Annotated in this window: 20 protein-coding genes and 1 riboswitch; of the genes, 7 read left to right on the plus strand and 13 right to left on the minus strand. The window is 51.3% G+C overall.

Features of this window, described 5'->3' with window-relative positions; translation table 11 throughout:
* Positions 1-22 precede the first annotated feature (22 nt).
* Positions 23-1,669 carry a sensor histidine kinase gene (locus MKZ24_RS32665; RefSeq protein ID WP_042232860.1) on the minus strand — a complete coding sequence of 549 codons (1,647 nt, stop codon included), beginning with the start codon at positions 1,667-1,669 and terminating at the stop codon, positions 23-25.
* Positions 1,670-2,294: 625 nt separating this feature from the next.
* Positions 2,295-3,149 (minus strand): helix-turn-helix domain-containing protein, encoded by an 855-nt coding sequence (locus MKZ24_RS32670; protein ID WP_340789970.1) that lies wholly within the window; start codon positions 3,147-3,149, stop codon positions 2,295-2,297.
* Between the two features lie 84 nt (positions 3,150-3,233).
* On the opposite strand from MKZ24_RS32670, the gene MKZ24_RS32675 reads away from it, so the two are divergent.
* Positions 3,234-5,165: a beta-N-acetylhexosaminidase gene (locus tag MKZ24_RS32675; RefSeq protein WP_340789972.1), complete on the plus strand. Its 1,932-nt coding sequence runs from the start codon at positions 3,234-3,236 to the stop codon at positions 5,163-5,165.
* Between the two features lie 306 nt (positions 5,166-5,471).
* On the opposite strand, the gene MKZ24_RS32680 is transcribed toward MKZ24_RS32675, so the two are convergent.
* Entirely contained in the window at positions 5,472-6,548 is a 1,077-nt protein-coding gene (locus tag MKZ24_RS32680; protein ID WP_340789974.1) for a Gfo/Idh/MocA family protein, read from the minus strand.
* A gap of 221 nt (positions 6,549-6,769) precedes the next feature.
* On the opposite strand from MKZ24_RS32680, the gene MKZ24_RS32685 reads away from it, so the two are divergent.
* Positions 6,770-7,708 carry a hypothetical protein gene (locus MKZ24_RS32685; RefSeq protein WP_340789975.1) on the plus strand — a complete coding sequence of 313 codons (939 nt, stop codon included), beginning with the start codon at positions 6,770-6,772 and terminating at the stop codon, positions 7,706-7,708.
* A gap of 83 nt (positions 7,709-7,791) precedes the next feature.
* A complete protein-coding gene (locus MKZ24_RS32690; RefSeq protein ID WP_039302970.1) occupies positions 7,792-8,031 on the plus strand; it encodes an NHLP leader peptide family RiPP precursor in 240 nt (79 codons plus the stop codon).
* A gap of 15 nt (positions 8,032-8,046) precedes the next feature.
* Here the strand turns inward: MKZ24_RS32690 and MKZ24_RS32695 are convergent, their stop codons facing one another.
* Both MKZ24_RS32695 and MKZ24_RS32700 read right to left on the minus strand, forming a co-directional pair.
* Positions 8,047-9,963 carry a HAMP domain-containing sensor histidine kinase gene (locus MKZ24_RS32695; RefSeq protein ID WP_340789977.1) on the minus strand — a complete coding sequence of 639 codons (1,917 nt, stop codon included), beginning with the start codon at positions 9,961-9,963 and terminating at the stop codon, positions 8,047-8,049.
* Positions 9,964-10,079: 116 nt separating this feature from the next.
* Entirely contained in the window at positions 10,080-11,978 is a 1,899-nt protein-coding gene (locus MKZ24_RS32700) for an ATP-binding protein (protein WP_340789978.1), read from the minus strand.
* A gap of 284 nt (positions 11,979-12,262) precedes the next feature.
* On the opposite strand from MKZ24_RS32700, the gene MKZ24_RS32705 reads away from it, so the two are divergent.
* The 3 genes from MKZ24_RS32705 (at position 12,263) to MKZ24_RS32715 (ending at position 14,570) form a co-directional block, all read left to right on the plus strand.
* Positions 12,263-12,442 carry a hypothetical protein gene (locus MKZ24_RS32705; RefSeq protein ID WP_042232854.1) on the plus strand — a complete coding sequence of 60 codons (180 nt, stop codon included), beginning with the start codon at positions 12,263-12,265 and terminating at the stop codon, positions 12,440-12,442.
* 21 nt (positions 12,443-12,463) lie between these two features.
* Positions 12,464-13,069: a hypothetical protein gene (locus MKZ24_RS32710; protein WP_052415996.1), complete on the plus strand. Its 606-nt coding sequence runs from the start codon at positions 12,464-12,466 to the stop codon at positions 13,067-13,069.
* Between the two features lie 49 nt (positions 13,070-13,118).
* A riboswitch (Fluoride riboswitch) is annotated at positions 13,119-13,180 on the plus strand.
* A 64-nt stretch (positions 13,181-13,244) separates the two neighbouring features.
* Complete coding sequence (locus MKZ24_RS32715; RefSeq protein ID WP_340789980.1) at positions 13,245-14,570, plus strand: voltage-gated chloride channel family protein; 1,326 nt, start codon at positions 13,245-13,247, stop codon at positions 14,568-14,570.
* A 3-nt stretch (positions 14,571-14,573) separates the two neighbouring features.
* On the opposite strand, the gene MKZ24_RS32720 is transcribed toward MKZ24_RS32715, so the two are convergent.
* The gene (locus MKZ24_RS32720; RefSeq protein ID WP_042232852.1) at positions 14,574-15,791 is read right to left on the minus strand and encodes an MFS transporter; all 1,218 of its coding nucleotides are present in this window, start codon (positions 15,789-15,791) and stop codon (positions 14,574-14,576) included.
* A 175-nt stretch (positions 15,792-15,966) separates the two neighbouring features.
* On the opposite strand from MKZ24_RS32720, the gene MKZ24_RS32725 reads away from it, so the two are divergent.
* Positions 15,967-16,620: a peptidylprolyl isomerase gene (locus tag MKZ24_RS32725; protein WP_340789981.1), complete on the plus strand. Its 654-nt coding sequence runs from the start codon at positions 15,967-15,969 to the stop codon at positions 16,618-16,620.
* 117 nt (positions 16,621-16,737) lie between these two features.
* Here the strand turns inward: MKZ24_RS32725 and MKZ24_RS32730 are convergent, their stop codons facing one another.
* The 7 genes from MKZ24_RS32730 to MKZ24_RS32760 form a co-directional block, all read right to left on the minus strand.
* Positions 16,738-17,079, minus strand: a complete 342-nt coding sequence (locus MKZ24_RS32730) for a DUF898 family protein (protein WP_340789982.1) — start codon at positions 17,077-17,079, stop codon at positions 16,738-16,740.
* 248 nt (positions 17,080-17,327) lie between these two features.
* Positions 17,328-18,422, minus strand: coding sequence for a Leu/Phe/Val dehydrogenase (locus tag MKZ24_RS32735; protein WP_340790265.1), 1,095 nt, complete (start codon positions 18,420-18,422; stop codon positions 17,328-17,330).
* A 182-nt stretch (positions 18,423-18,604) separates the two neighbouring features.
* A complete protein-coding gene (locus MKZ24_RS32740) occupies positions 18,605-18,934 on the minus strand; it encodes a hypothetical protein (RefSeq protein WP_042232848.1) in 330 nt (109 codons plus the stop codon).
* A 37-nt stretch (positions 18,935-18,971) separates the two neighbouring features.
* Positions 18,972-19,673, minus strand: a complete 702-nt coding sequence (locus tag MKZ24_RS32745) for a pirin family protein (protein WP_340789983.1) — start codon at positions 19,671-19,673, stop codon at positions 18,972-18,974.
* A gap of 180 nt (positions 19,674-19,853) precedes the next feature.
* Entirely contained in the window at positions 19,854-20,117 is a 264-nt protein-coding gene (locus tag MKZ24_RS32750) for a nitroreductase family protein (protein WP_042232846.1), read from the minus strand.
* The gene (locus MKZ24_RS32755; protein ID WP_340789986.1) at positions 20,099-20,323 is read right to left on the minus strand and encodes a hypothetical protein; all 225 of its coding nucleotides are present in this window, start codon (positions 20,321-20,323) and stop codon (positions 20,099-20,101) included. Before MKZ24_RS32755 ends, MKZ24_RS32750 begins: the two co-directional genes overlap by 19 nt.
* Positions 20,324-20,353: 30 nt before the next feature.
* The gene (locus tag MKZ24_RS32760) at positions 20,354-20,929 is read right to left on the minus strand and encodes a hypothetical protein (RefSeq protein WP_156122949.1); all 576 of its coding nucleotides are present in this window, start codon (positions 20,927-20,929) and stop codon (positions 20,354-20,356) included.
* Between the last annotated feature and the right edge of the window lie 91 nt (positions 20,930-21,020).

Below are 21,020 nucleotides of genomic sequence, written 5' to 3' on the forward strand. Positions count from 1 at the left end.
TGAACGACCTCCTGCCTAAAGTTTATGCATTTTTCAGTTCAGCCACACCGACAGGGATGGAGATCAAAATTCTGGTTCCTGCATTCTCACTGCTGGTCAACTGGAAGTCACCGCCAAGGGACTGTGCCAAATATTGCATATTCTTCATTCCCAGTCCGCCGGTGTTATCCTCAGACTCGGTCCAGATCAAGTCCGTATCGAATCCGACGCCATCGTCGATAATCGATAGTCTGATCCATTTGGGCTTAAGGGACAATTCAACATCCACCCGGCTGGCCGCACCATGACGTATGGCGTTGCCTGTCGCTTCGGAGATAATCCGGAAGAGCGCCTTGTGGTAAGGATAAGGGAGACTGAAATCATCCCCCGTTATTTTTAGTTCAATTTCCACATCATTGAGCCGGGACAGGCTCTTAAGATGTGAACGGACCATGCCAAGCCAGCTGGGGCCGCCGCTCTTCTTGGAGCTGAGGCTGTAGATGGTGATCCTGAGTTCCTTGGCCACCTTGGTGGCTGAATCGTGGATCAGCTCAATTTGCTCCTCCAGCTCGCCTTCGGACATTTTGCGCCACGACTGCTTCAGGGAATGCGTAGCATATACAATGCCAAAAAGACTCTGCGATACACTGTCATGCATTTCATCGGCTATCCGGTTCTGTTCGTTCGTGATGATCAGCCGGTTCTCGATCACGCCCAGCTCATGCCGCTCAAGAATAATCGCACTCAGCTCTGACAGGAACATCAGCTGCTGGATATACCATCTGCGGCCCTCCAGCCCTTCGGAGGATTCCAGCCTAACACCGATCATCCCGACGAAACGTGTGCTCATCCTTACCGGCATCAGCAGGAAATCTCCAAGACCCGGCAGACTCTTGAATACCGGTTCCCGCTGCAGCCTCCATTCATGCTCATGCTTCTCCAGCTCCATGAACAGAAACCGTTCTTCCTCATGCTGCCAGCCCGTCTGCCGGCTCTGCGGAGCGGGTTCCCCGCTCTTCTTCGCGAACCAGAACAAGGCCTTCTCCAGCTTGGTAAGCTTTACAACGTAGTCGGTAATGACTTGGCCGATGTTCATGAAATCATGCTGGCTCGATGTTTCCACGATGTGATACAGCGACTTGATATGTTCCATGGTATCGTTGGTCCGCGCGTTTGCTTCCTCCCGTTGCCGCTTTATCCCATTAACCATTTGCATAACTATAACCGCAAGAGCCAGGGCTAGAAACATGTTGCCGTTCGCAAGCACGATTTCGGAGAAAGATTTCCCAGAAGAACCGGGGAGAAAATAACATAGCGCGGCAACGATGCCGAAATACCCGAGAAGCAGGCTCCATACAAAATAGAATGATAGCGTTCCTGCAGCAATCAGGACGGGACTCAGCACATACAGCTTAAACGGGCTGTCATACCCCCCTGTAAATAGCGTCAGTACAATGATTCCCGTCAGCTCTATGCCGATAACGAGCTTAAGAATACGCAGTCTTGCACGAAGCCTCCGGTAATAGAAAGTGAATACTTGAGCAAATAAGAATAGCACAATGATTAGTAGGGATTTGTATATTACGGAAGGCCCCGCAGGAACCATGAGGAACATAAACGATGTGAGGGACAAAGAAATGGTTCTGTAAAATGCGATCATTCTGTCTTCAGCTGTTACTTTAATTTTCATCCCACCACCCTATTCTCCAGTTTGTGGAAAATTCGAGCTTATTCTAAGCTATGTTTAAAAGCATCATACATGAGAAAAATCACAATAACAAGTTTCGTTTTTTATGACAGCGTTTACTTTTAAAATAAAAAGCATGTTAAATAACTTTTTTTACAAAATCGCACTCAGTTATATCCATAATTCGAAATAAAAGCGAATTCATGGTCAATCAATAATTTCCTGCACAAGACGAACAGCCTGTCTCCCTGGAGGGACAGGCTGTTGCTTATATAATATTCACTACCGTCATGGTCATTCTGTCGTCTGCAGTCTAATCAGTCACCGCCGGCAAGGTTATTTGTTGCTTGGCGCTATTGCATATGCAAATCTGGTAACGCTGTTCGCCAACGATATGATACCCGGTGGACAGAATACGTAAGGTATGATTTCTTGCGTCCACCTTATGGAGACTGCGGCAACTGATGCAGTAATATTCTCTCATGGCTTCATCTCCGGCATAGTCTAGAAGAACTATTCAAAAAACTGCTAATATATACTAAATCATATCACTGTCTTTTTCCGCATGTCAACAATAATCTGCAAATTACGACATATATCCAAAAATAAAGTAGAATTATGTCGGTTTTTATATGTTGTTGCGGCAGTTCTGCGGAGAAATGCCCATATACTTCTTAAACAACCTTGAGAAATAGAAGGAATCTCTATAATGAAGCATCGCCGCGATTTCCTGCACCTGCAGGGGAGTGTTGAGCAGAAGATGTTTGGCTTCTGCCATTTTGAGGCGGTGGATATATTCATGCAAGGGGTAACCGCTGCTTCTGCGAACCGTACGGCGGAGTGTGGACATGGAGATGTGCAGACCTGCAGCGATTCCAAGCAGATCAGGCTCCTCATAGATGCATGCATTCAGCGCTTCGCGGATATGAGACATAGGTTCTGCCTGCTGGAGCCGGTTATTGCCCTGGATACACAGTGAACATTCCAGCAGCATCTCTTCGAGTTTCAAGGCCGCCCGGTCCGCATCTCCGGGAGCCCCGCCGTCCATTAGCCCCAGAACTTCTTCAAACAAGGCCGTAAGTCCCTGTACCGCATTCGCCTGACAGACAGCCCCTCCGGCTATCATTCCAGTCTCCAGCCATTCCGTGACACGGCTTCCGGCGAAATTAATATAGTATTCATCCCAATACCCTCCTGAAGGCGGTCCAAAACTGTAGCTGCAACCGGGACGGAAAAAGAACAGGCTCCCTTCGCGGACCTGCTGCTCCTTGCCTCCGTTCTCACTATACGAACCGCCTCCCGAAACTATGTATACTAGTGCCCAGTGCTCGAACACCACACCTGAACGAAAAAGCGTTCTTCCCGGCAGATGACCCGCTTGCCCTATCCGTACCGACTTCAGCCGGAGCCTGGAAGCTTCCACCTTAGGATCGATAATCCGGATCGGATAGGGACTGATCATATAATCCATGAGCTTGGGCATACATTGCATTCCTCCACCTGTTTAGGAGTGATATGGTTGTTATGAAGATGATCATATTCTACATGAATAAGAGGTGTCCACGCTATGCCTGAAATCCGTAATTTACAGCTGCTCCCTTACCCCCAGCAGGTCTCAGTATCCCAGGGCCTGTTTCTCCTTCCGGCCAGGGGGAGTATTGTTCTGGCCGGTGAGAGGAATCAAACCGCACTCCCGGCAGCCCGCAAGCTTCAACAGATTACTTTACAGGCGGTTCAGCTCCGTCTGTCTCTGTCGGTGGGGATACGCCCCTCCACTGTTTCCGCCTTTACCTTCAGCTATAATGCCCTGCTGACGGCCGGAGCCTACGAGATTCACATTGATGAACACGGAATCACCGTTGCCTATGGCTCCCCGGAGGGCGCTTATTATGCGGTCGGAACGCTGAAGCAGCTGCTGGAGCAGTATGGCAGAAGTATTCCCCAGCTGGTTATCCGTGATCAGCCGGATTTTGCCGCCAGAGGACTCATGATCGATATCAGCCGCAACAAAATCCCCAAGCTGGAGACCCTGTACCGGATCATTGATCTGATGTCCGATCTGAAGCTGAATCAGTTACAGCTATATATAGAAGGAGTTCCATTTGCCTATGAGTCTTTCCCGCAGGTCTGGGAGCTGGAAACGCCCATTACCGGTGAGGAAATTCTGCTGCTGGATGCCTACTGCCGTGAGCGATATATTGAGCTGGTGCCTAACCAGAACAGCTTCGGCCACATGGAGGGCTGGCTGACCCGTCCTGAATTCAATAGTCTGGCCGAAATTCCCGAAGGCTTCATGCTCCCTGATCATATGTATGACAGTGATCTGTATCCCAATGGGCTGTTTATGCATCCCGGAACCTTCGATACGGAAGATCCGCAAGTACTGAAGCTTCTGGGCGCAATGTATGATGACCTTCTTCCTTACTTCCATTCGCAGCTATTCAATGTCGGATGTGACGAGACCTATGAACTGGGGCTTGGCAAAAGCAAAGCGAAGGCCGACCCCGAAGGTAAAGGCGAGCTCTATCTCTCTTTCCTGGAGAAAATCCACGGGCTCGTTACGGAGCGCGGTAAAACCATGCAGTTCTGGGGTGATATCATTATCCAGCATCCGGAGCTGATTCCCCGCCTGCCGAAGGATATTATCGCCATGGAATGGGGCTATAGCGCCGCTCATCCTTTCGAAGCGGATACCCTGAAATTCCGTGAAGCAGAGATTCCGTTCTATGTCTGTCCGGGAACCAGCTCCTGGAATTCACTTACCGGACGGACCGACAATATGCTGGCTAATCTGCGCAGTGCGGCAGTCCACGGCAAACGTAATGGTGCAATCGGCTACCTGATTACAGATTGGGGCGATTTCGGCCACTGGCAGCATCTGCCGGTCAGCTACGCCGGATTCGTATACGGGGCTGCACTGGCCTGGAATGTGGAGGGCAATCTTGAAGCGGATGTTGCCGGATACCTGAACACATCCATCTTCCATGACCGCTCCGGAGCCATCGGGCAATTACTGCTCGATCTCGGTAATTACTACACCTTCGAATCCGGAACCCTCCGCCCGAATGATACGGAAATGTCCATGCTGCTGCGCAGCAGTCTGGATCATGTGCATCTGGCAGAGAAGCTGACCGGAGAGCAGCTTCAGCAGCTTGAGCATTACATCGCCGGCATAGAAGCCAAGCTTGAAGGGCTCGCCCTGGAATGCGATGATGCCGGTCTTGTCGCAGAAGAGCTAAGCAACGGGGTTCACTTCGTGAAGCATGCCGTGCAGCTGACCCGGCTTAAGAAACAAATGGCCGGGGCAACGCCGCAGATTGATGCGACACTCGTTCAGGAGCTGATCCATGATCTGGACCTCCTGCTTCATCATTACCGGCAGCTATGGACCCGGCGCAACCGGCTCGGCGGCCTGGAGCAAAGTGTGTCGAAGCTAGTCCGCCTGCGCGGAGAGTATGTTGCGCTTGCAACCAGGCTCAGTGAAGCTGAAGTACAATAATAGAGTTAGTCCCAGGACTATACACTCGCTTGGTGTGATCAGAACAGGTAAGCGCAAAAAAAATGTTGTAAGAATGAGACAATTTCCGGTTAAGGGTTCTATATCTCGAAGAATGTTGTATTTCGTGCAGGAATTCTGAGCGAAGTTGTACTGCATTGCGGTTGCGGTACCCAACCCTTTAGTATCTCTAAGCAGACGAGTCCCTATCCACTTTTGTGGATAGGGACTCGTTTTTTCACTACATCCGTCACTTCCCTGATACTGATACTCCCTGCTCCGCTCTTCCATCCGCCACCCGCCAGTTGGTCACTCCGCCGCCCAAGGCTGAGTAGTTGAAATGACGGTCTCCCCGCTTGCCGCTGCCTGCTCCATCAGCAGCGCCAGATACTGATCCTGGCTGCCTTCGGCCAGGCTGTAGAAGGAAGGGCCTCCCTCTACATGCCGCTGCATTCTGTACAGACTCTCCGCGATAGCAATTTCTTCTTCCGTTAGCCGGGCAGGAATAAAGGGATTGCGGTACAGCCACTCCCCGTCCCCCATAATTCCCCTGAGATATAAGCCCTCCAGGTTCCCGCCGTGGCCGGCATCGATCCGGCGCAGCTGGCTGTAGACTGGAGTGTCATAGCTCTGCAGCCAGGACATCTCATCGTTCATCATCTCTCCACGTTCCCCACGGACGAGCACGCGGCCAGCGCGAATCCAGGAGAAATACTGGTCACGGGTGAAATCATAGACCCCCAGCTTGCCGCCGAAATCGAGGGTAGCCAGCGTTTGCTCGGTCTGCACCAGCTCCTCGGCAACCGGAGGCCCGCTGCGCTGCGGGCCGTTAATAATTGAAGAACCGAAACGCTGTGCACGGATATTCACATTCTCGAAGCGGAGATCCAGCAGTTGCCGGATCAGGCTGATCCCGTGATATCCATGGGCCGCTGACACCTGTGCCTGACTGATTGTCCCGAGGCGTCCTGAGCGGGCCAGCCTGATCCGGGCTGCATGCATCGGCTGGAACATGTACTGCTCGGCTATCTGGATAACGGCTGAACGGTCCAGCGCATTCCATAGCTGAGTGAGCTGTTCCAGATCCGGCGCCGGCGGGGTTTCCGCCAGGAGCGGAATTCCTTCCGCCGCCAGTCTAATAATGTAGTCTTTACTGATCTCCCGCTTCAGACAGATGACTGCAAAGGAATAGCCGCCTGCTTCTATAAACGTATCGATGGAAGTATATACTTCTACTCCCCAGATTCTCTTCAATGCTTCCGCTTTATCCTTATTCCGGACGTACATTGCCCCTACGGCAAAGCGCTCCGGAAGTGCCCTGGCGATCCGCAGATAGAATTCAGCCCGCCAGCCTCCGCCCACCAGTCCGAACCTGATAATATCCATGCTTAACTTCTTCCTTTCTGCAGTGCTCACATAATGTTATTCCGTTGTTCCAGCCTTCTCCCGGTCTGGAATCTCTCCATTTAAATAGTCCGTTAGAACCCCAGAGACCTCATTTCCAAAATTGGATTGAAATAGGCTGAATCTAGGACTATAATCATGACAAATACCCACTTTTTTCCTAATAGTAGAAGAACAATACATTGTTGACAGGAGACAAGCCCATGGATTGGCTTCATGATTACGAGGACGAGCTCCGCCTGGTTTTTCAGGAGAGCTGCACGGTTATCTCAGCGTTTCCCGAACCGCTTAATGCTCAAGGCCTGGCCTATCTTGATCAGTTTAACGTATTTAGGGCAGGAAGCCACAAAAATTACATATGTTATCTTCTCCCCTTCTGGCTGCAAGACAGATGCGGCCTGAGTATCCCCCTGACCCGTCAAATGTCGGTCGGCAATGTCTTCTTTATGCTCTACTTTTTCCTCCAGGATGATCTGATGGACAGTAATGAGCTCTCCGCTGCACAGGCACTGCCGCTGGCCAATCTGCTCTATGTCGAGTTTCTGAATATTTACCGTCCGTTGTTCCCGGCAGATTCCCCGTTCTGGTCATACTTTGGCCGTTATATCTCGGAGTGGGCAAACAGTGTAAGCGGTGAAGCCGGCGGAGATTATTTCCTGAGGGATCGCCTCCGTATCTCCCATAAAGCCAGTCCGCTTAAGCTTACCAGCACGGCGGCACTGCTGCTCTCAGACCAAGCCCACCTGATAACCGAAGCCGAGGAGATGATTCATGGCGTACTGCTGACCTTGCAGATGCTTGACGACTATGAGGATTGGGAACAGGATTTGGAGGAGGGAAATTACAATTGCCTGCTATCTCTGGCACGCTGCTATGGGGAGGATGACGGAGTACCGCTCACTAAATCATCGGTGAAGGATTTTATTTTTACAACAGGCGGACTTGCTACGTATGCAGGGACAGCTCTGGTTAATCACAGCACACTTGAAGCCTTCACGCTGGAGCTTCCCCATCTGCTATCCTTCCATCAGGTGCTGGTGAAGAACCTGCAGCATATGGCCGCAGCGATCGAAGCCGAGAAGCAATTATTGCAAAGCGGAGGGCTCAATTATTGGTTAACCAAAAATATGAATATTTTATAAAATATACAAAAAGCAATAGAATTATAGATTGGCCTATGTTATGCTTATCAGGAAAATATAACCATTTTGAAAGGGTGATTGTATTGTCAGACGCAATTCTTAAGAATCAAGTGATTCAGAAGGCCTGGGAAGATCCAAGTTTCAAACAGAGACTACTCACAGATCCGAAAGCAGCCCTCAAAGAAGTGCTCGGCATTACCCTTCCTGATAACATTACACTGAAGACAGTAGAGGAAGGCTCCAATGAGTTCTATCTCGTTATTCCTCCGAGTCCGGCTTCCGGAATGATGAAGACTAATGTCTCTGCGCTCGGCATCTGGTAACTTTCATTAATGAAATTAAGCTAATAGGGAGTTGGAATCATCCGGACCTTCTGCACGCGGCAGAATGGTGATGGATTCGGTTCCGGCTCCTTTTTTGCTCATGAAGCGGATTTCACCCTCCATCGCCTCGATAATACGGAAGGTAACCATCAGTCCAAGACCCGTACCTTTTGTTTTGTTGGAAGAGAAATACGGTTCACCCAGCCGGCTGAGGACCGCAGGCTCCATTCCCACCCCGTTATCCTTAATATGAATATATACTTTATCCCCTTTACCATAGGCCCGCAGGTGGATCGCGCCGTCTTCTCCCAGTGATTCGATGCTATTCTTGATAATATTGATCAGCGCCTGCTTGAATTTGGACGAGTTGCCCTTAACCCATAAGCAATCCTCAACATCCAGAATCATTTTGCCTCCATTTAAATGGCACAGCGGCAAGAGTATGCTCTGGATATGCTTGAATTCATCGTTCACGTTAAGCAGGGAAACCTGCTCAAACTCCGGTTTGGCAAAGGTCAGGAAATCCGTGATAATACTCGCTGCACGGTCCAGTTCACTGAGTGCCATGAACAGATATCTCCGCTCATCGCCATTCGACTTCTCGCTGAGCAGCTGGAGGAACCCCCGGGTGACCTGAAGCGGGTTGCGCACCTCATGGGCTACAGACGCCGCAAGCTCGCTGATAATCTCCATTTTCTCCGAACGCTGCAGTTCATTGTTGAACAGCTCCAGCTCACGCGAATATTTCACCACCTGCTGATGGTTCTGTGCCAGCCGCCGGCCCAGGATGACGATCAGCGACAGAATGAATACAACCAGCGCCCATTTCCAGTAGAACAGGTCATAATTTCCGCCCTTAACATAATACCAGACCAGCTCCGAGACCCCGGTTAATGCCGCAGTACCGAAACCAATGGCAAAAATGATGGCATCCTTATTACGCTTCAGGGAGAATATGATCACACAGGCGATTAGCAGAATGAATTGCAGGATCATGATGATCCCAAGAATCTTAGTCGAGACAAAATAGTAGAATTCTATAATCCTGTCGCCGGAGAGCGTATTAACAATCAGACAGAGGATGCAAAAAAGGGAGTAGCAGGACTCGAATTTGCGGAACGAGCGGATGATGCCAAATTTGCCACCGCCGAATATTTTCTCAAACAAAAAGGTCAGTGAAGGCAACAGCGACAACAGTGCCACGTCAAAGAACACCACGCTGACCGGTCCCAGATAACTGTAGAAGGTATATGTAAACGGAGAGTAGGTAATAGACAGCACTCCGGTGGAGGCTATCACTATGGCTAAAGAAGCTGCTACCGGGAAGTACTCCTTGTTCAGATAAAATGAGCAAACAAACAGGACCACCGCCACGAACACAAAGGCGCCGCCCAGGATCACATCGATAAGTCCATTTTTAATATAATCCTTAATCAGAACACTATGCTCACCGACCACGATCTTATCCTTGATTCCGATCCGGTCCTTCAGGGTTTCCGTCCAAATATACATTATTTTGCCGTTGTCCCTCATATCCAGAGGCACAAGCAGTGAATAATTATCCTTGATAAAGTTGCGGTCACTCTCGAAAATCAGCCGTTCTTCTACATACACTCTGACATGCAGGGCATAGATCGCATCAATATAGACAGAAGGGGCTGCATAGCTATATGAGGGCAGTGTTATCTTCGTCCAGGCGGAGGATACCCCGGAAGGCAGCTGAGGCATGTCAGTCCTCGCTTCGATCTCCATCCATCCCTCCGTGTCCGTCAGAGGAATCTTACGCCCGCTGTCTCCCGGCCCCTCCTGCCACTTCATCTGCCAATGGCTGATCTCGCTGGCAGGATAGTAACTTTGCGCGGACACCAGAAACGGCCCACAGGCTACTGAGAGCAGAAACAGCACCAACGATATATGTAAACTTTTGAACATCAAAGACATGCAAACACCTCAGAAGAAAGTTTCAGAAACAAAGTTCTGTTAATGTTAGTATTTCGCTTCACCCTCCGCCCATCCCTTCAAAAAAACGGGATAAACAAAAATAATTCCTAATTATTTCCGCTAGCTGGTAATTTAACAATAACCTCTGTCCCCTCATTCTTCCTGCTCTGAAACTCTATGGAACCATTCATCGCTTCAATAATCCGGAAAGTAACCATGAGGCCAAGCCCCGTTCCCTTCTTCTTATTAGAATAATACGGTTCACCGAGCCGGGCCAGCTCACTGACCTTCATGCCTTCGCCGTTATCCTGCACACTGATGACCACATGTCCGCCTGTCTTCCAAGCAGTTACTACAATCAGGCCTTCCTCCTGCAAGGACTCAATGCTATTCTTGATCAGGTTAATGAACGCTTGCTTGAATTTGGCCGGGCTGCCCGAGACTTGAAGATCCTCCTGCAGATGCAGTTCAATGGCTCCACCCTGCAGATTGGCGAGGGGCACCAGAATACCTGACACATGCTTTAGCTCTCCGGAGACTTCAAATACATCTACCGTATCCATACCAGGTTTAGCGAACGTCAAAAAGTCTGTAATGATGACCGAGGCTCTGTCCAGCTCCTCCATGGCCATCTGCAGATACTCCTTCTCCTTCTGTGCGGAGCGTTCTCCCAGAATCTGCAGGAAACCGCGGGTTACCTGCAGAGGATTCCGTACCTCATGGGCAACCGAGGCCGCGAGTTCACTGATAATCTCCATTTTCTCCGACCGCTGAAGATCATTATTGAACTTCTCCAGTTCCCTGGAGTATTCCAAAGCCTGCTCATGACTCCCCGCAAACCGTCTTCCCAGAATAACAATCAGGGAAATAACGAACAGAACCATTCCCCATTTCCACCAATACAGATGATACCTCTCCGAAGAGAAATAATAGATCAGCAGCTCACTCAGGGACAGGAAGGCAAAGACAGAGAACCCCACCGAGAAAATCACAGCATCTTTATTGCCTCTGAGGGCATAAGTCAGCGACATATACAGCAAATAAACAAACTGCGCCATAATCAGCACACCTGTAACATTGATGGTCAGGAAGGAGTACAGATAGTCGAGCCGGAAAGAGAGCACAGCATTCAGAGCAAGCGCCCCCAGGCAGAACAAGGAGTAAGCCAGCTGAACATTGCGCAGCCGGGTGGTATATCCCCGCTTGCCGGGTCCAAATAATTGTTCAAAGTAGATCGTAAACGCCGGCAAAAGTGTGAAGAGCGCCAGATCGAAGCAGATTCCCGTAAGCCGCTCCTGGCTGTTCACGATCAGCCGCAGAAACGGGGAATACGTAATCAGCAGCACACCAAAAGATATAATGACCAGAATCAGAAAAAATCCGCCTGTGAAAAATTCCGGTTTAAGGAAGAACAGACAGATCATCAGCGCTCCGCCCATAAATATCAGCGCCGCTCCAATGACAATATCCACCAGATCCTGCTTCACATAGAAGGACAGCAGCTTGTCGTAGCTGCCTACCCTGACCTTACCCCCGATGCCGAAATCTCTGCCGCCGCCGGCACTCCATAGATACAGCTGCTTGGCACTGTCCTCCCCGGATAGCGGAATCAGCACCTTGTTGCCGCTGTAATTGATCACCTCACTGGAATCATAGATGAGCCGGTGGTCTATATATGCCTTAAGGCTGTCGCCGTATACTTTGTCGATCAGGAGTGCTGAATTCGCCTCTGTCTGCGGCAAAGAAAACCGCAGCCAGACTGAATCCGCTTCTGCAGGCGGTTGCGGCTTGTCTGCCCGCGCCTGCACGGTCCTCCACTCCCCGGAAGGAGCAGCCATCGCCTCCTGGATATCATGTATAGCTGCATGTTCCCATTTAAGCTGCCATGCCGGTAAGGCTACTTCTTTATGTCCGCCCCATTCCATGGCAATGCCAACCAGGATTATGGAAATTACGAGCAGCAGCATAATTAGTGCGGCTGCTGTTTTAGTTGAAGGCAACTTCATTGTGGCACCCCAGTGAATCCTTAGTTGTATTTATGTAGTTCATATGATTCTTATTTTCGACAACGTTCGCACTATACCTGCCTTATCCTGCAAAAAACCTCGAAAAATAGAAGCTAAGTTAGCTTGTGAAGCTTATGCATTCTTATATTTACACGCTAAATGTGGTTATTCCACGGGAGGATTGAATATATTAAGCAGATGGCTACCTGCCTGGCTGCCGAATAGATTCGCCGCCGGTTTAAAGGGTATACAATTACTATAGGTAAAGGTAAAGGAGGCTCGCGATGGACACTCATAAGAAACCCGCTGATGGTGAAGAACAAGACCGTGAGGACCTGATTACCGAGCGGGATATTGATGAAGACTCCGGACTGTTCCAGGAAGCAACCTATCCCGGCGCACTTCCCGACAAGGATCAGAAAGCGGCGGTTAATCATGCTGTCCCCAAAGAGGGGCAGACTTAAAATAAAGGGAGCTGAACAGCAATGGGCAATGAATTCAATAAGACCGAAGCCGACTTTGCGTACGAGCGTTATACCAAAATGGGCGGCGTTTCCCCGGAACAGGATATTCCGCTGGAAGAATTGCGTCCGCTCGGTACGATTACCGAACAAAGTCCAAGCGACGAAGTGGACACTGCCGGGAACCGGCCGCTTGAATCTGCTCTGGCCAGCCATGATCCCGCTAATTTCACACCCATAGATTTCGACGGTGTAGTGGACGACGGTTCAGATCCGGCACTGGTCGGCGATAATATTCTGGCTGCCGACATCGGACTGAATGTGCCCGATTCCGGGCTGGGCCCGCGGGCGGACCGGACTCCCCCACAGGCAGGGACTCCGGCGCCGGAACGGGACGAGCTCCTGGAATCGGATGCACTGTACGCTGCCGGCGCGGCAGGCCTGACCGGCAATGTAATTGATTATGCGGAGGAGGAGGAGCTGCTGGAGGAAGAGGAAGAGCTTCCGCTGGAGGATATTCCGGATGCCGACGATCTTGATCCCGAAAGCCCCATTGACCCGGTCTCCCCGGACCCCGATGCTATGCCCGGTACCGATGTGCTGAACGGCTCGAGCGGCGAAGAGGAATAAGCGGCAGAACTGTATTGACTTTTGAACGAAATAACCTTACTATAATTGCATTCAATACGGCGATGGAGTTCGCCATAACCGTCCTTCGGGACTAATGACTCCTACCAGTGACTACTCGCTGGTAGGAGTCTGTTTATTTTCAGGGAATAGACTAGGGATACGGGGGCATAGCAGGATGAAGAGGAAGTATGCACGGTGGGTGGAGCTTGCAGCGCGGCAGAGCCAGCTCGCTCTTTGGAGTACATTTGTGAAATGGGTGGTGCTGGGAGGATGGGTTGGACTATTGTCGGGGAGTGCCTCGGCTATTTTCCTGAAAAGCCTGGATGCCGTAACCAAGGTCCGGGTGGAGCATGGCTGGCTACTGTTCCTGCTGCCTGTGGGGGGCGCTCTGGTAAGCGGTATGTATATGCGGTTCGGCAAGAATAGCGCAAAGGGGAACAATCTGATTCTGGAGCAGATTCAGCAGGGGAATGAAGCCATTCCGCTACGAATGGCGCCTCTGGTCCTTATTGGGACCCTGATTACTCATCTCTTCGGCGGTTCTGCCGGACGTGAAGGAACGGCAGTGCAGATGGGCGGCAGTCTGGCCGATGCGCTTGGAAGATGGATCCGAATCAATCCGCTTGACCGGAAAATACTGCTGATGTGCGGAATCAGCGGCGGCTTCGGCTCGATCTTCGGGACTCCGCTGGCTGGGACAGTCTTCGGTCTGGAGGTTATCGCCATAGGCCTGATCAGCCACAAGGCACTGCTGCCCTGTTTTGTTGCCAGCTTCACCGGCGACCTAGTGGCTTCCCGCTTGTGGGACGTTCACCATATCCACTATAAGGTGGATGTCTTTCCCGGCATGGACGCGCTGGTGCTGGTCAAGGTCATCGCGGCCTCTATTGTATTCGGTCTGGTCAGCCTGCTGTTCAGCGAGCTCACCCATTATCTGAAGCGGAGCTTCACAGCCATTATCCGTAATCCTATGCTCAAAAGCGCCATCGGCGGACTGATCATTATCGCCTTGGTCTATATTGCAGGTACCAGAGATTATCTCGGTCTGGGCATCCCGCTGATCAGCAGCTCCTTCGAAGCAGACGTACATCCTTTCGCCTTTCTATGGAAGCTCATCTTCACAGCCTTCACCTTGGGGACCGGATTCCAGGGCGGTGAAGTGACGCCGCTATTTGCCATCGGAGCCACGCTGGGGAACAGTCTGGCCGGCTTGCTTCATCTCTATGGACCTTTTCTGGCTTCGCTCGGGTTCATCGCCGTCTTCTGCGGAGCAACCAATACACCGCTTGCCTGCTTCATTATGGGCATTGAACTGTTCGGTTCCGGCGGAGCGGTATATATGTTCATCGCCTGCGTAATCAGCTATTTGTTCTCCGGACACAGCGGCATATACAGCTCCCAGCTCATCGGCATCTCCAAAAGCGCACTGCTCCCTGTTCCTGAAGGAACAACGCTGGCCGCCGTCAAAGATCTTCACAAGAAAACAAACGGCGGCAGTTAATTCTCAGGGTGTCACCTGGATTCCTGCGTGGGCAGCATTCACCTTCGATTCCAGCTTGTGTGTCTTCACGAGCACAGCTGCTACAAGCAGCATGATGCCGTTAATGACAAATACCCAGCGGATCGGCAGGAAGGCTCCGAGCAGACCGCCGATAATCGGGCCCGCCATCGTTGCCAGCTGGCTGGCCGCCTGATTCAGCCCGAAGGCCCGCCCGCGAAATCCCGGTTCAATAACCTGGACTATCATCGCGTTCACGGAAGGAAGCACACCGGCATAGAACAAGCCGTAGGCAAACCGAAGAATAGCAAACTCTACATAACCTGATACAAAATACTGCAGAATATTCCCGATGCCTCCACCGATTAGCCCGATGAAGAGAATAAAGCCATAGCCTTTGCGGCTGCCGATTCTTCCCCACTGCGGTGCCATAATTACGGTAGCGATGCCGACTGCAGAGAAAACGATTCCGGAGCTAAGCGAGGCGCTGCTGCGCGAAATCCCCATGTCCAGCAGATAGATCGGCAGCAGTGGCTCCAGAATCATGACGGAGAAGGTACTGATGCCCGCCAGCAGAAGCAGGGTGATAAATGCCCGGTTCTGGCCGGCTTCCCGGATATCATCCCGTACCCTGGAACGCGGGGCTGAACGGTCGAAGTTCTCTTCCTTGGCGAAGAAGGTGGCGATCAGCGCGGAGACCAGCACAATAACAGCCGAGAACAGGAACGCAATGCGATTGCTGGAATAATAGCTGACTACACCGCCGATGAGCGGCCCGATGATACTGCCGGTGGCTCCGGCTGTAGACATGATGCTAAGCGCATAGCCAGTCTTATCCTCCGGTGTGTTGGTCGCTACCATAGCAATTGCTGCCGGAACGAACCCTGCGAGCAGTCCCTGCAGGATACGCACGACTAAGAATACATAAGGATCATGCACGAAGAAATTAATCAGATATAGGGCCGCCAGGCTGAAGCCCGAACGGATAAGCATCGGCTTGCGGCCGTATTTGTCGGCAAGTGAACCCCAATAAGGCGAGATTAGCGCGCTGGCCAGAAACGTAATGCCGAAGCTGACCCCCGACCAGATCTCCAAATGGCTTGTAACACCTAACTGGTCGCTAAGAAAAATGGAGAGGAACGGAATCGAGATCGAATATGCCGTACTGCAAAAGAAAACCCCTACCCAGAGCACGATTAGGTTCCGTTTCCATGAAAAATTCATGCTGCACACATCCTTTCAGTGGTTCTTGGAAGCACATCCCCCCATTCTACCCCTCTTTGGAGAATGTGCCAATCCCGGCCCAAGGGGCAGGCTTTGCAAGAAGCGGGACAAAGAAGGTATGATACAAGGGTGACTGTACCAGATTATTCAAAGATAAAAGGAGAGATTGTGACTGATGCTTACTACAAGAAAACCCGTCATCCTGCTTGCGGTGATGTGTCTGATGCTCGTGATTCTGGCGGGCTGCGGCAACAAGCCTGTAAACAATAATGCTGCTGCAGCTACAGAAGGCGTACCTTCTGCAACTGCCAGCCATCCGGTGGTTACCATTGAAATGGATAACGGCGCCATCATCAAGGCCGAGCTGTATCCCGAGGTTGCCCCGGGCACGGTCAACAACTTCATTTCGCTGATCCAGAAGGGCTTCTATGACGGAACGATCTTCCACCGGGTTATTCCCGGCTTCATGATTCAGGGCGGCGACCCTGACGGTACAGGGATGGGCGGTCCGGGCTATAGCATCGCCGGAGAGTTCTTGAACAACGGCTTCACTAACAATCTGCTGCATACGGAAGGCGTTCTGTCTATGGCCAGAAGCCGGGAAATGGATACGGCGGGTTCACAGTTCTTCATTATGACCGCTGCATATCCGAGTCTCGACGGGGACTATGCCGCTTTCGGCAAGGTTACCGAAGGACTGGAAACGGTACAGGCTATTGTCAATCTGCCGCGTGATGCTAATGACCGGCCCGAACAGCCGCCGGTAATGAAGAAGGTTACGGTTGATACACTCGGCGTAACCTACCCGGAGCCGCAAAAGGTGCAATAAAGCTCTGCGAATCAGCCTCGCAGGCCTGCCCTGACTCTAAGTACACCAGCAAAGAGCCATCATCCGGTTACGGACGATGGCTCTTTGCCTATAAAACGTATTAAATCATGCGGCGGATTATTGGAAATGGGTATTCTTCGTTCTCCACTGCTCCAGCTTGATCATGACCCAGAAGCTGTAGATCCCCAGCGTTATTACCGACAGCAGGAACCACTTGATCCATTGTCCGAACAAGCTTACTGCACTGCCGTCAAACCGCAGACGCTGCCCGTTAACTACGGTATGCTCCACCTTCCAGCGGTAGATCATCACCACAGACCAAGGATAGCAAATTCCGAGGGTGCAGACTGTAATCAGCCAGCCCGCCAGGCACCAGCCAATATACTCGATAAGTGTCCCGTCAAAAAAGGATTCCCTGCTTCCGTAATTCATTGCCGCATTCATATTCACCGCTGACATGTGTATCCACCTTTCAATCCTGCAAGATCTTTCCTGGTTCTATTTTCCTTATTTTCCATGCCGCTCACTGCTACATTTCTCACTATTCTGTATGAAATAGCAAACTTTTGTCGAATCATCTGCGCTACAAAAAGACGGCCCTGCCCACCGCTGGTTAGCGGGAGAACAGGGCCGTGCGATTAACAGATTCAGCAATGCCGGAGGTATGCAGGTGATTGGATCACCGCTCCTGTCCAGGCTGGTTATTCTTATCTTCTGCTAAGGGCGTGCTGCCCGTTGCGAAGGAAGGTACTGCGGCTGTTACGCAGCAGGGAGATCCGCTCCTCTGCGAGACGATCCGCTGCGACATAAGCCGGAATCCCGCTCAGCTGGGAGATTTCCAGCACGCGGGTAATGCTGTCGTAGATTTTGGCGATTTGCTTGAATGCCCGTTCCTTGTGGTACCCGTTCAGCTCGTCGGCGATATTGATTACGCCGCCGGCATTAATTACATAGTCAGGGGCATAGACAATCCCCATCTCATGCAGGGCATCCCCGTGGCGCGGTTCTTTAAGCTGATTGTTAGCGGCTCCTGCCACAACCTTGGCTCTCAGCAGCGGCAGGGACTCATCATTAATCGTGGCTCCAAGCGCACATGGCGCATAGATATCACAATCCGCCTTAATAATCTCATTCGGATCCACCGCTGTAGCACCATAAGCCTCTACCGCACGGCTGACAGCCTCTTTATTGATATCTGTGACGATCAGGCGGGCGCCTTCTTCGTGAAGATATTTGCACAGTGTGAAGGATACATTGCCGACACCCTGCACGGCGACGGTTCTGCCTGTCAGTGAATCACTGCCGAATGCAGCCTTCGCCGCTGCCTTCATGCCCTGATATACCCCGAAAGCTGTAGCCGGTGAAGGATTGCCGGATGAACCGTAGGTAGCGGAGATCCCGGTGACGAAATCCGTCTCCTGATGGATGATGTCCATATCCTCTTCCGTAGTGCCTACATCCTCGGCTGTAATATAACGGCCGTTCAAGCCCTGTATGTATCTGCCGAAGGCGCGGAACATCGCCTCATTTTTATCTTTTTTGGGATCGCCTATAATCACCGTCTTACCGCCGCCCAGATTCAGCCCGGCAACCGCATTCTTATACGTCATGCCTTTGGCCAGCCGAAGCGCGTCCACAACCGCCTCTTCCTCTGTAGCATAGGTCCACATTCTCGTTCCACCCAGTGCGGGACCCAGTGTTGTGTCATGAATAGCAATGATTGCCTTCAAGCCTGAGGCCTTATCCTGACAAAACAGCACTTCCTCGTAGTCGTCCCGCTCCATTGCCGCAAACAATTCCATTAGATTCATTTCTCCTGTCTCCACTTTATGTACATGTTACGTTTCATAACAAAGCTAGACCTTTCAGGACATGTTGTCAATATCTTTTGTCCCATTTTCAGCTTTTTTCAGCAAAATCCAGCAAGCAACAGACATCAACCTCACGCGAAGCGTTAGAGAGTTAGATTGATGTCTTTGCAGCTCTATTCCCAGTATTGGTCCGGCCGGTATTCGATCTCGGATTGCACAGCTATCGTCAGACGGCCCGTGGCCGCATCATATACTACAGGATGCTCACCTACATAATACCAGTGCTTAATCACCGGCCCGCCAGCCGGTTCCTCGAAACGGAATACATTCAGCTCAGCCTTGAGTTCAGCAACTGCCGCACCCTTGTCAGCCGGAACTCCGGTTAGGGTAATCACGGTTAGCCCGCCCTGCTCATCAAAGGTATAGCCTATGCCCTCTGTACTGCTGATCAGCATACGCCCTGTTACGGAATGCTTTACCAGTACTCTTTCCTGCTCTGCCATCAAGGATTCCTCCTCCACATTTAGGTTTAAGCCTTATTTAAGGCAGATCAATCAGCATGACAAGCATATCCTCGTCTGCCTGCAGCTCCAAATGGCTCACCCCTTCAATCCGGGCAGAATCCCCCGGCTTCAGCACAGCTTCCCCGTTCAGCGTAATTTGTCCTCCGATTAAGTAGATGAAGATACGCCGGCCCGGCTCCTGCCGGAAATCAAGCAATCCGCCAGCCTGCGCTCTGCCCAGATAAATGGTCATATCCTGGGCAATGCCGGCGACCTCCGGCGAAGCTTCAGCTGCCACTACCGGAAGCAGTCTTCCATCCAGCTTCGCCGGATCGAAGCGGCCTGTCGCATAGGAAGGGGCCGTTCCCCGGGTACTCGGCATGAACCACAGCTGCAGCAGCCGCACCGGCTCGCTGTCAGAAGGGTTATGCTCCGTATGAATGGCTCCCGTTCCGGCTGACATCCGCTGAATGCCGCCAAAAGAAGTCTCCGCCACATTGCCCAGGTTATCCTCATGGAGCAGCACGCCGGACAGCACAATGGAGACGATCTCCATATCACTGTGCGGGTGGGCACCAAAACCTCTTCCCGGAGAGATGGTATCGTCGTTGCAGACCCGCATCGGGCCGAAGGCTGTATTGTCAGGATCATAGAAATCGCCAAACGAGAAGACATGACTGCCCTTCAGCCAGCCGTGATCGAACCGGTGTGCAGACTCTGCAGGATATACTGTAATCAATGTGATCTCCTCCTAAAGGCTGTTATGGTCTGTCTTAATGAAGTTCAGGGTCTTGCATACCTACAGTGTAGCAGAAAGCTCTGCAAACAAGAAGAAACGGGCACCGGCCCTTGGGGCGGCATCCGTTTCTTCAGAAGACAGCAGGTACAGTAATATAGTGTGAAGCTTAATCCTTCAGAATTAGGCCTGAAAAGCGTTCCATTGCGCAACAGCTTCCAGCGGAAGTCTGGCTGTCGGCCGACCCTCTACCGCTGCCTTGCCCAGCGCAATAAGCATCACCGGCACATAACGCTCTGTAATCCCGAACAGCGCCTTGAAGCTGTCGTGAACGAATCCGCCCATAGGTACGGTATCATAACCTCGCGCCTTGGCTGCCAGCATAAGCTGCATGGAGATTAGCCCGCCGTCTATCAGCGCAATATCCTTCAGCTTCTCAGCAGGCATGCCCGAATAGCCTCGCGGGTCACCAGAATCCGCTCACGGGTCAGATTAGCCATAATGCGCCTCAATAGTGTGGCTTTAGACGACAGCAATTCGGCGATTTCGCAGCTGGAACAGGTACTTCCTTTTTTCGCGAGAATCACTAATGCCTGCAGCACAAGACCAAACGACTTATATTGGGGCGCTCCGCTGTTTCGTGTTTTTGCCATATTCCCCGCTCCTACTTCATGATGATGACCTTAAGTGGTCGATATCTGCAGTTCGGAAACGATGAACCATTTCTTGGATGCAGCGTCTTTCAAATAGACTTGAATCGTATAGCTGCCCTTCTCCGTGAAGGTGTAATTATACGCCGCCGACTTGAACCAGAAGCTCTCCTTCTTCTCCGTAATCTGCTGATTGTCCACGGTATCCGTTTGGCCGGCCGGGTCAGTAATTGTGATTTTCAAATCGGAAATATCCGTTTTCAGCTGATCCACCTGCACCAGTGTGTAGAACGTGCTGCTGGACGAGGTTCTTACTTTGCCGAAAATAGTACCCTTTTCATCAAGCAGCACCGTGTTCACATTGGGCTTATAGATATGGACCGTCCCCGCCGACTCATCCAGAGACAGGATCGCATGCATATTGTCAGGAAGCTGGTCCAGCGGCACATAGGTCTGGCCTTCCGATGATATCCCCGGCTGCTTTTGAAGCACGTTATTTATGTATACAGAGAGATCCGTTTTGCCCGCAGCAGCATACAGCAAAGTTCCTCCTGAGATAATCATCAGTCCAAGAGTGGAAACCGCCAGCTTACGTATCTTCCCCATCATTCCCGTCCCCCTCAAATATTCTTATGCTGATTATACCCGCCAAACCGGAAGGAGTTGCTGTCAATTGTAAAATAAAACCGGTTGCTTCATC

It is taken from the genome of Paenibacillus sp. FSL R7-0297 (genome assembly GCF_038009025.1).
Taxonomy (GTDB): Bacteria; Bacillota; Bacilli; order Paenibacillales; family Paenibacillaceae; genus Paenibacillus_AQ.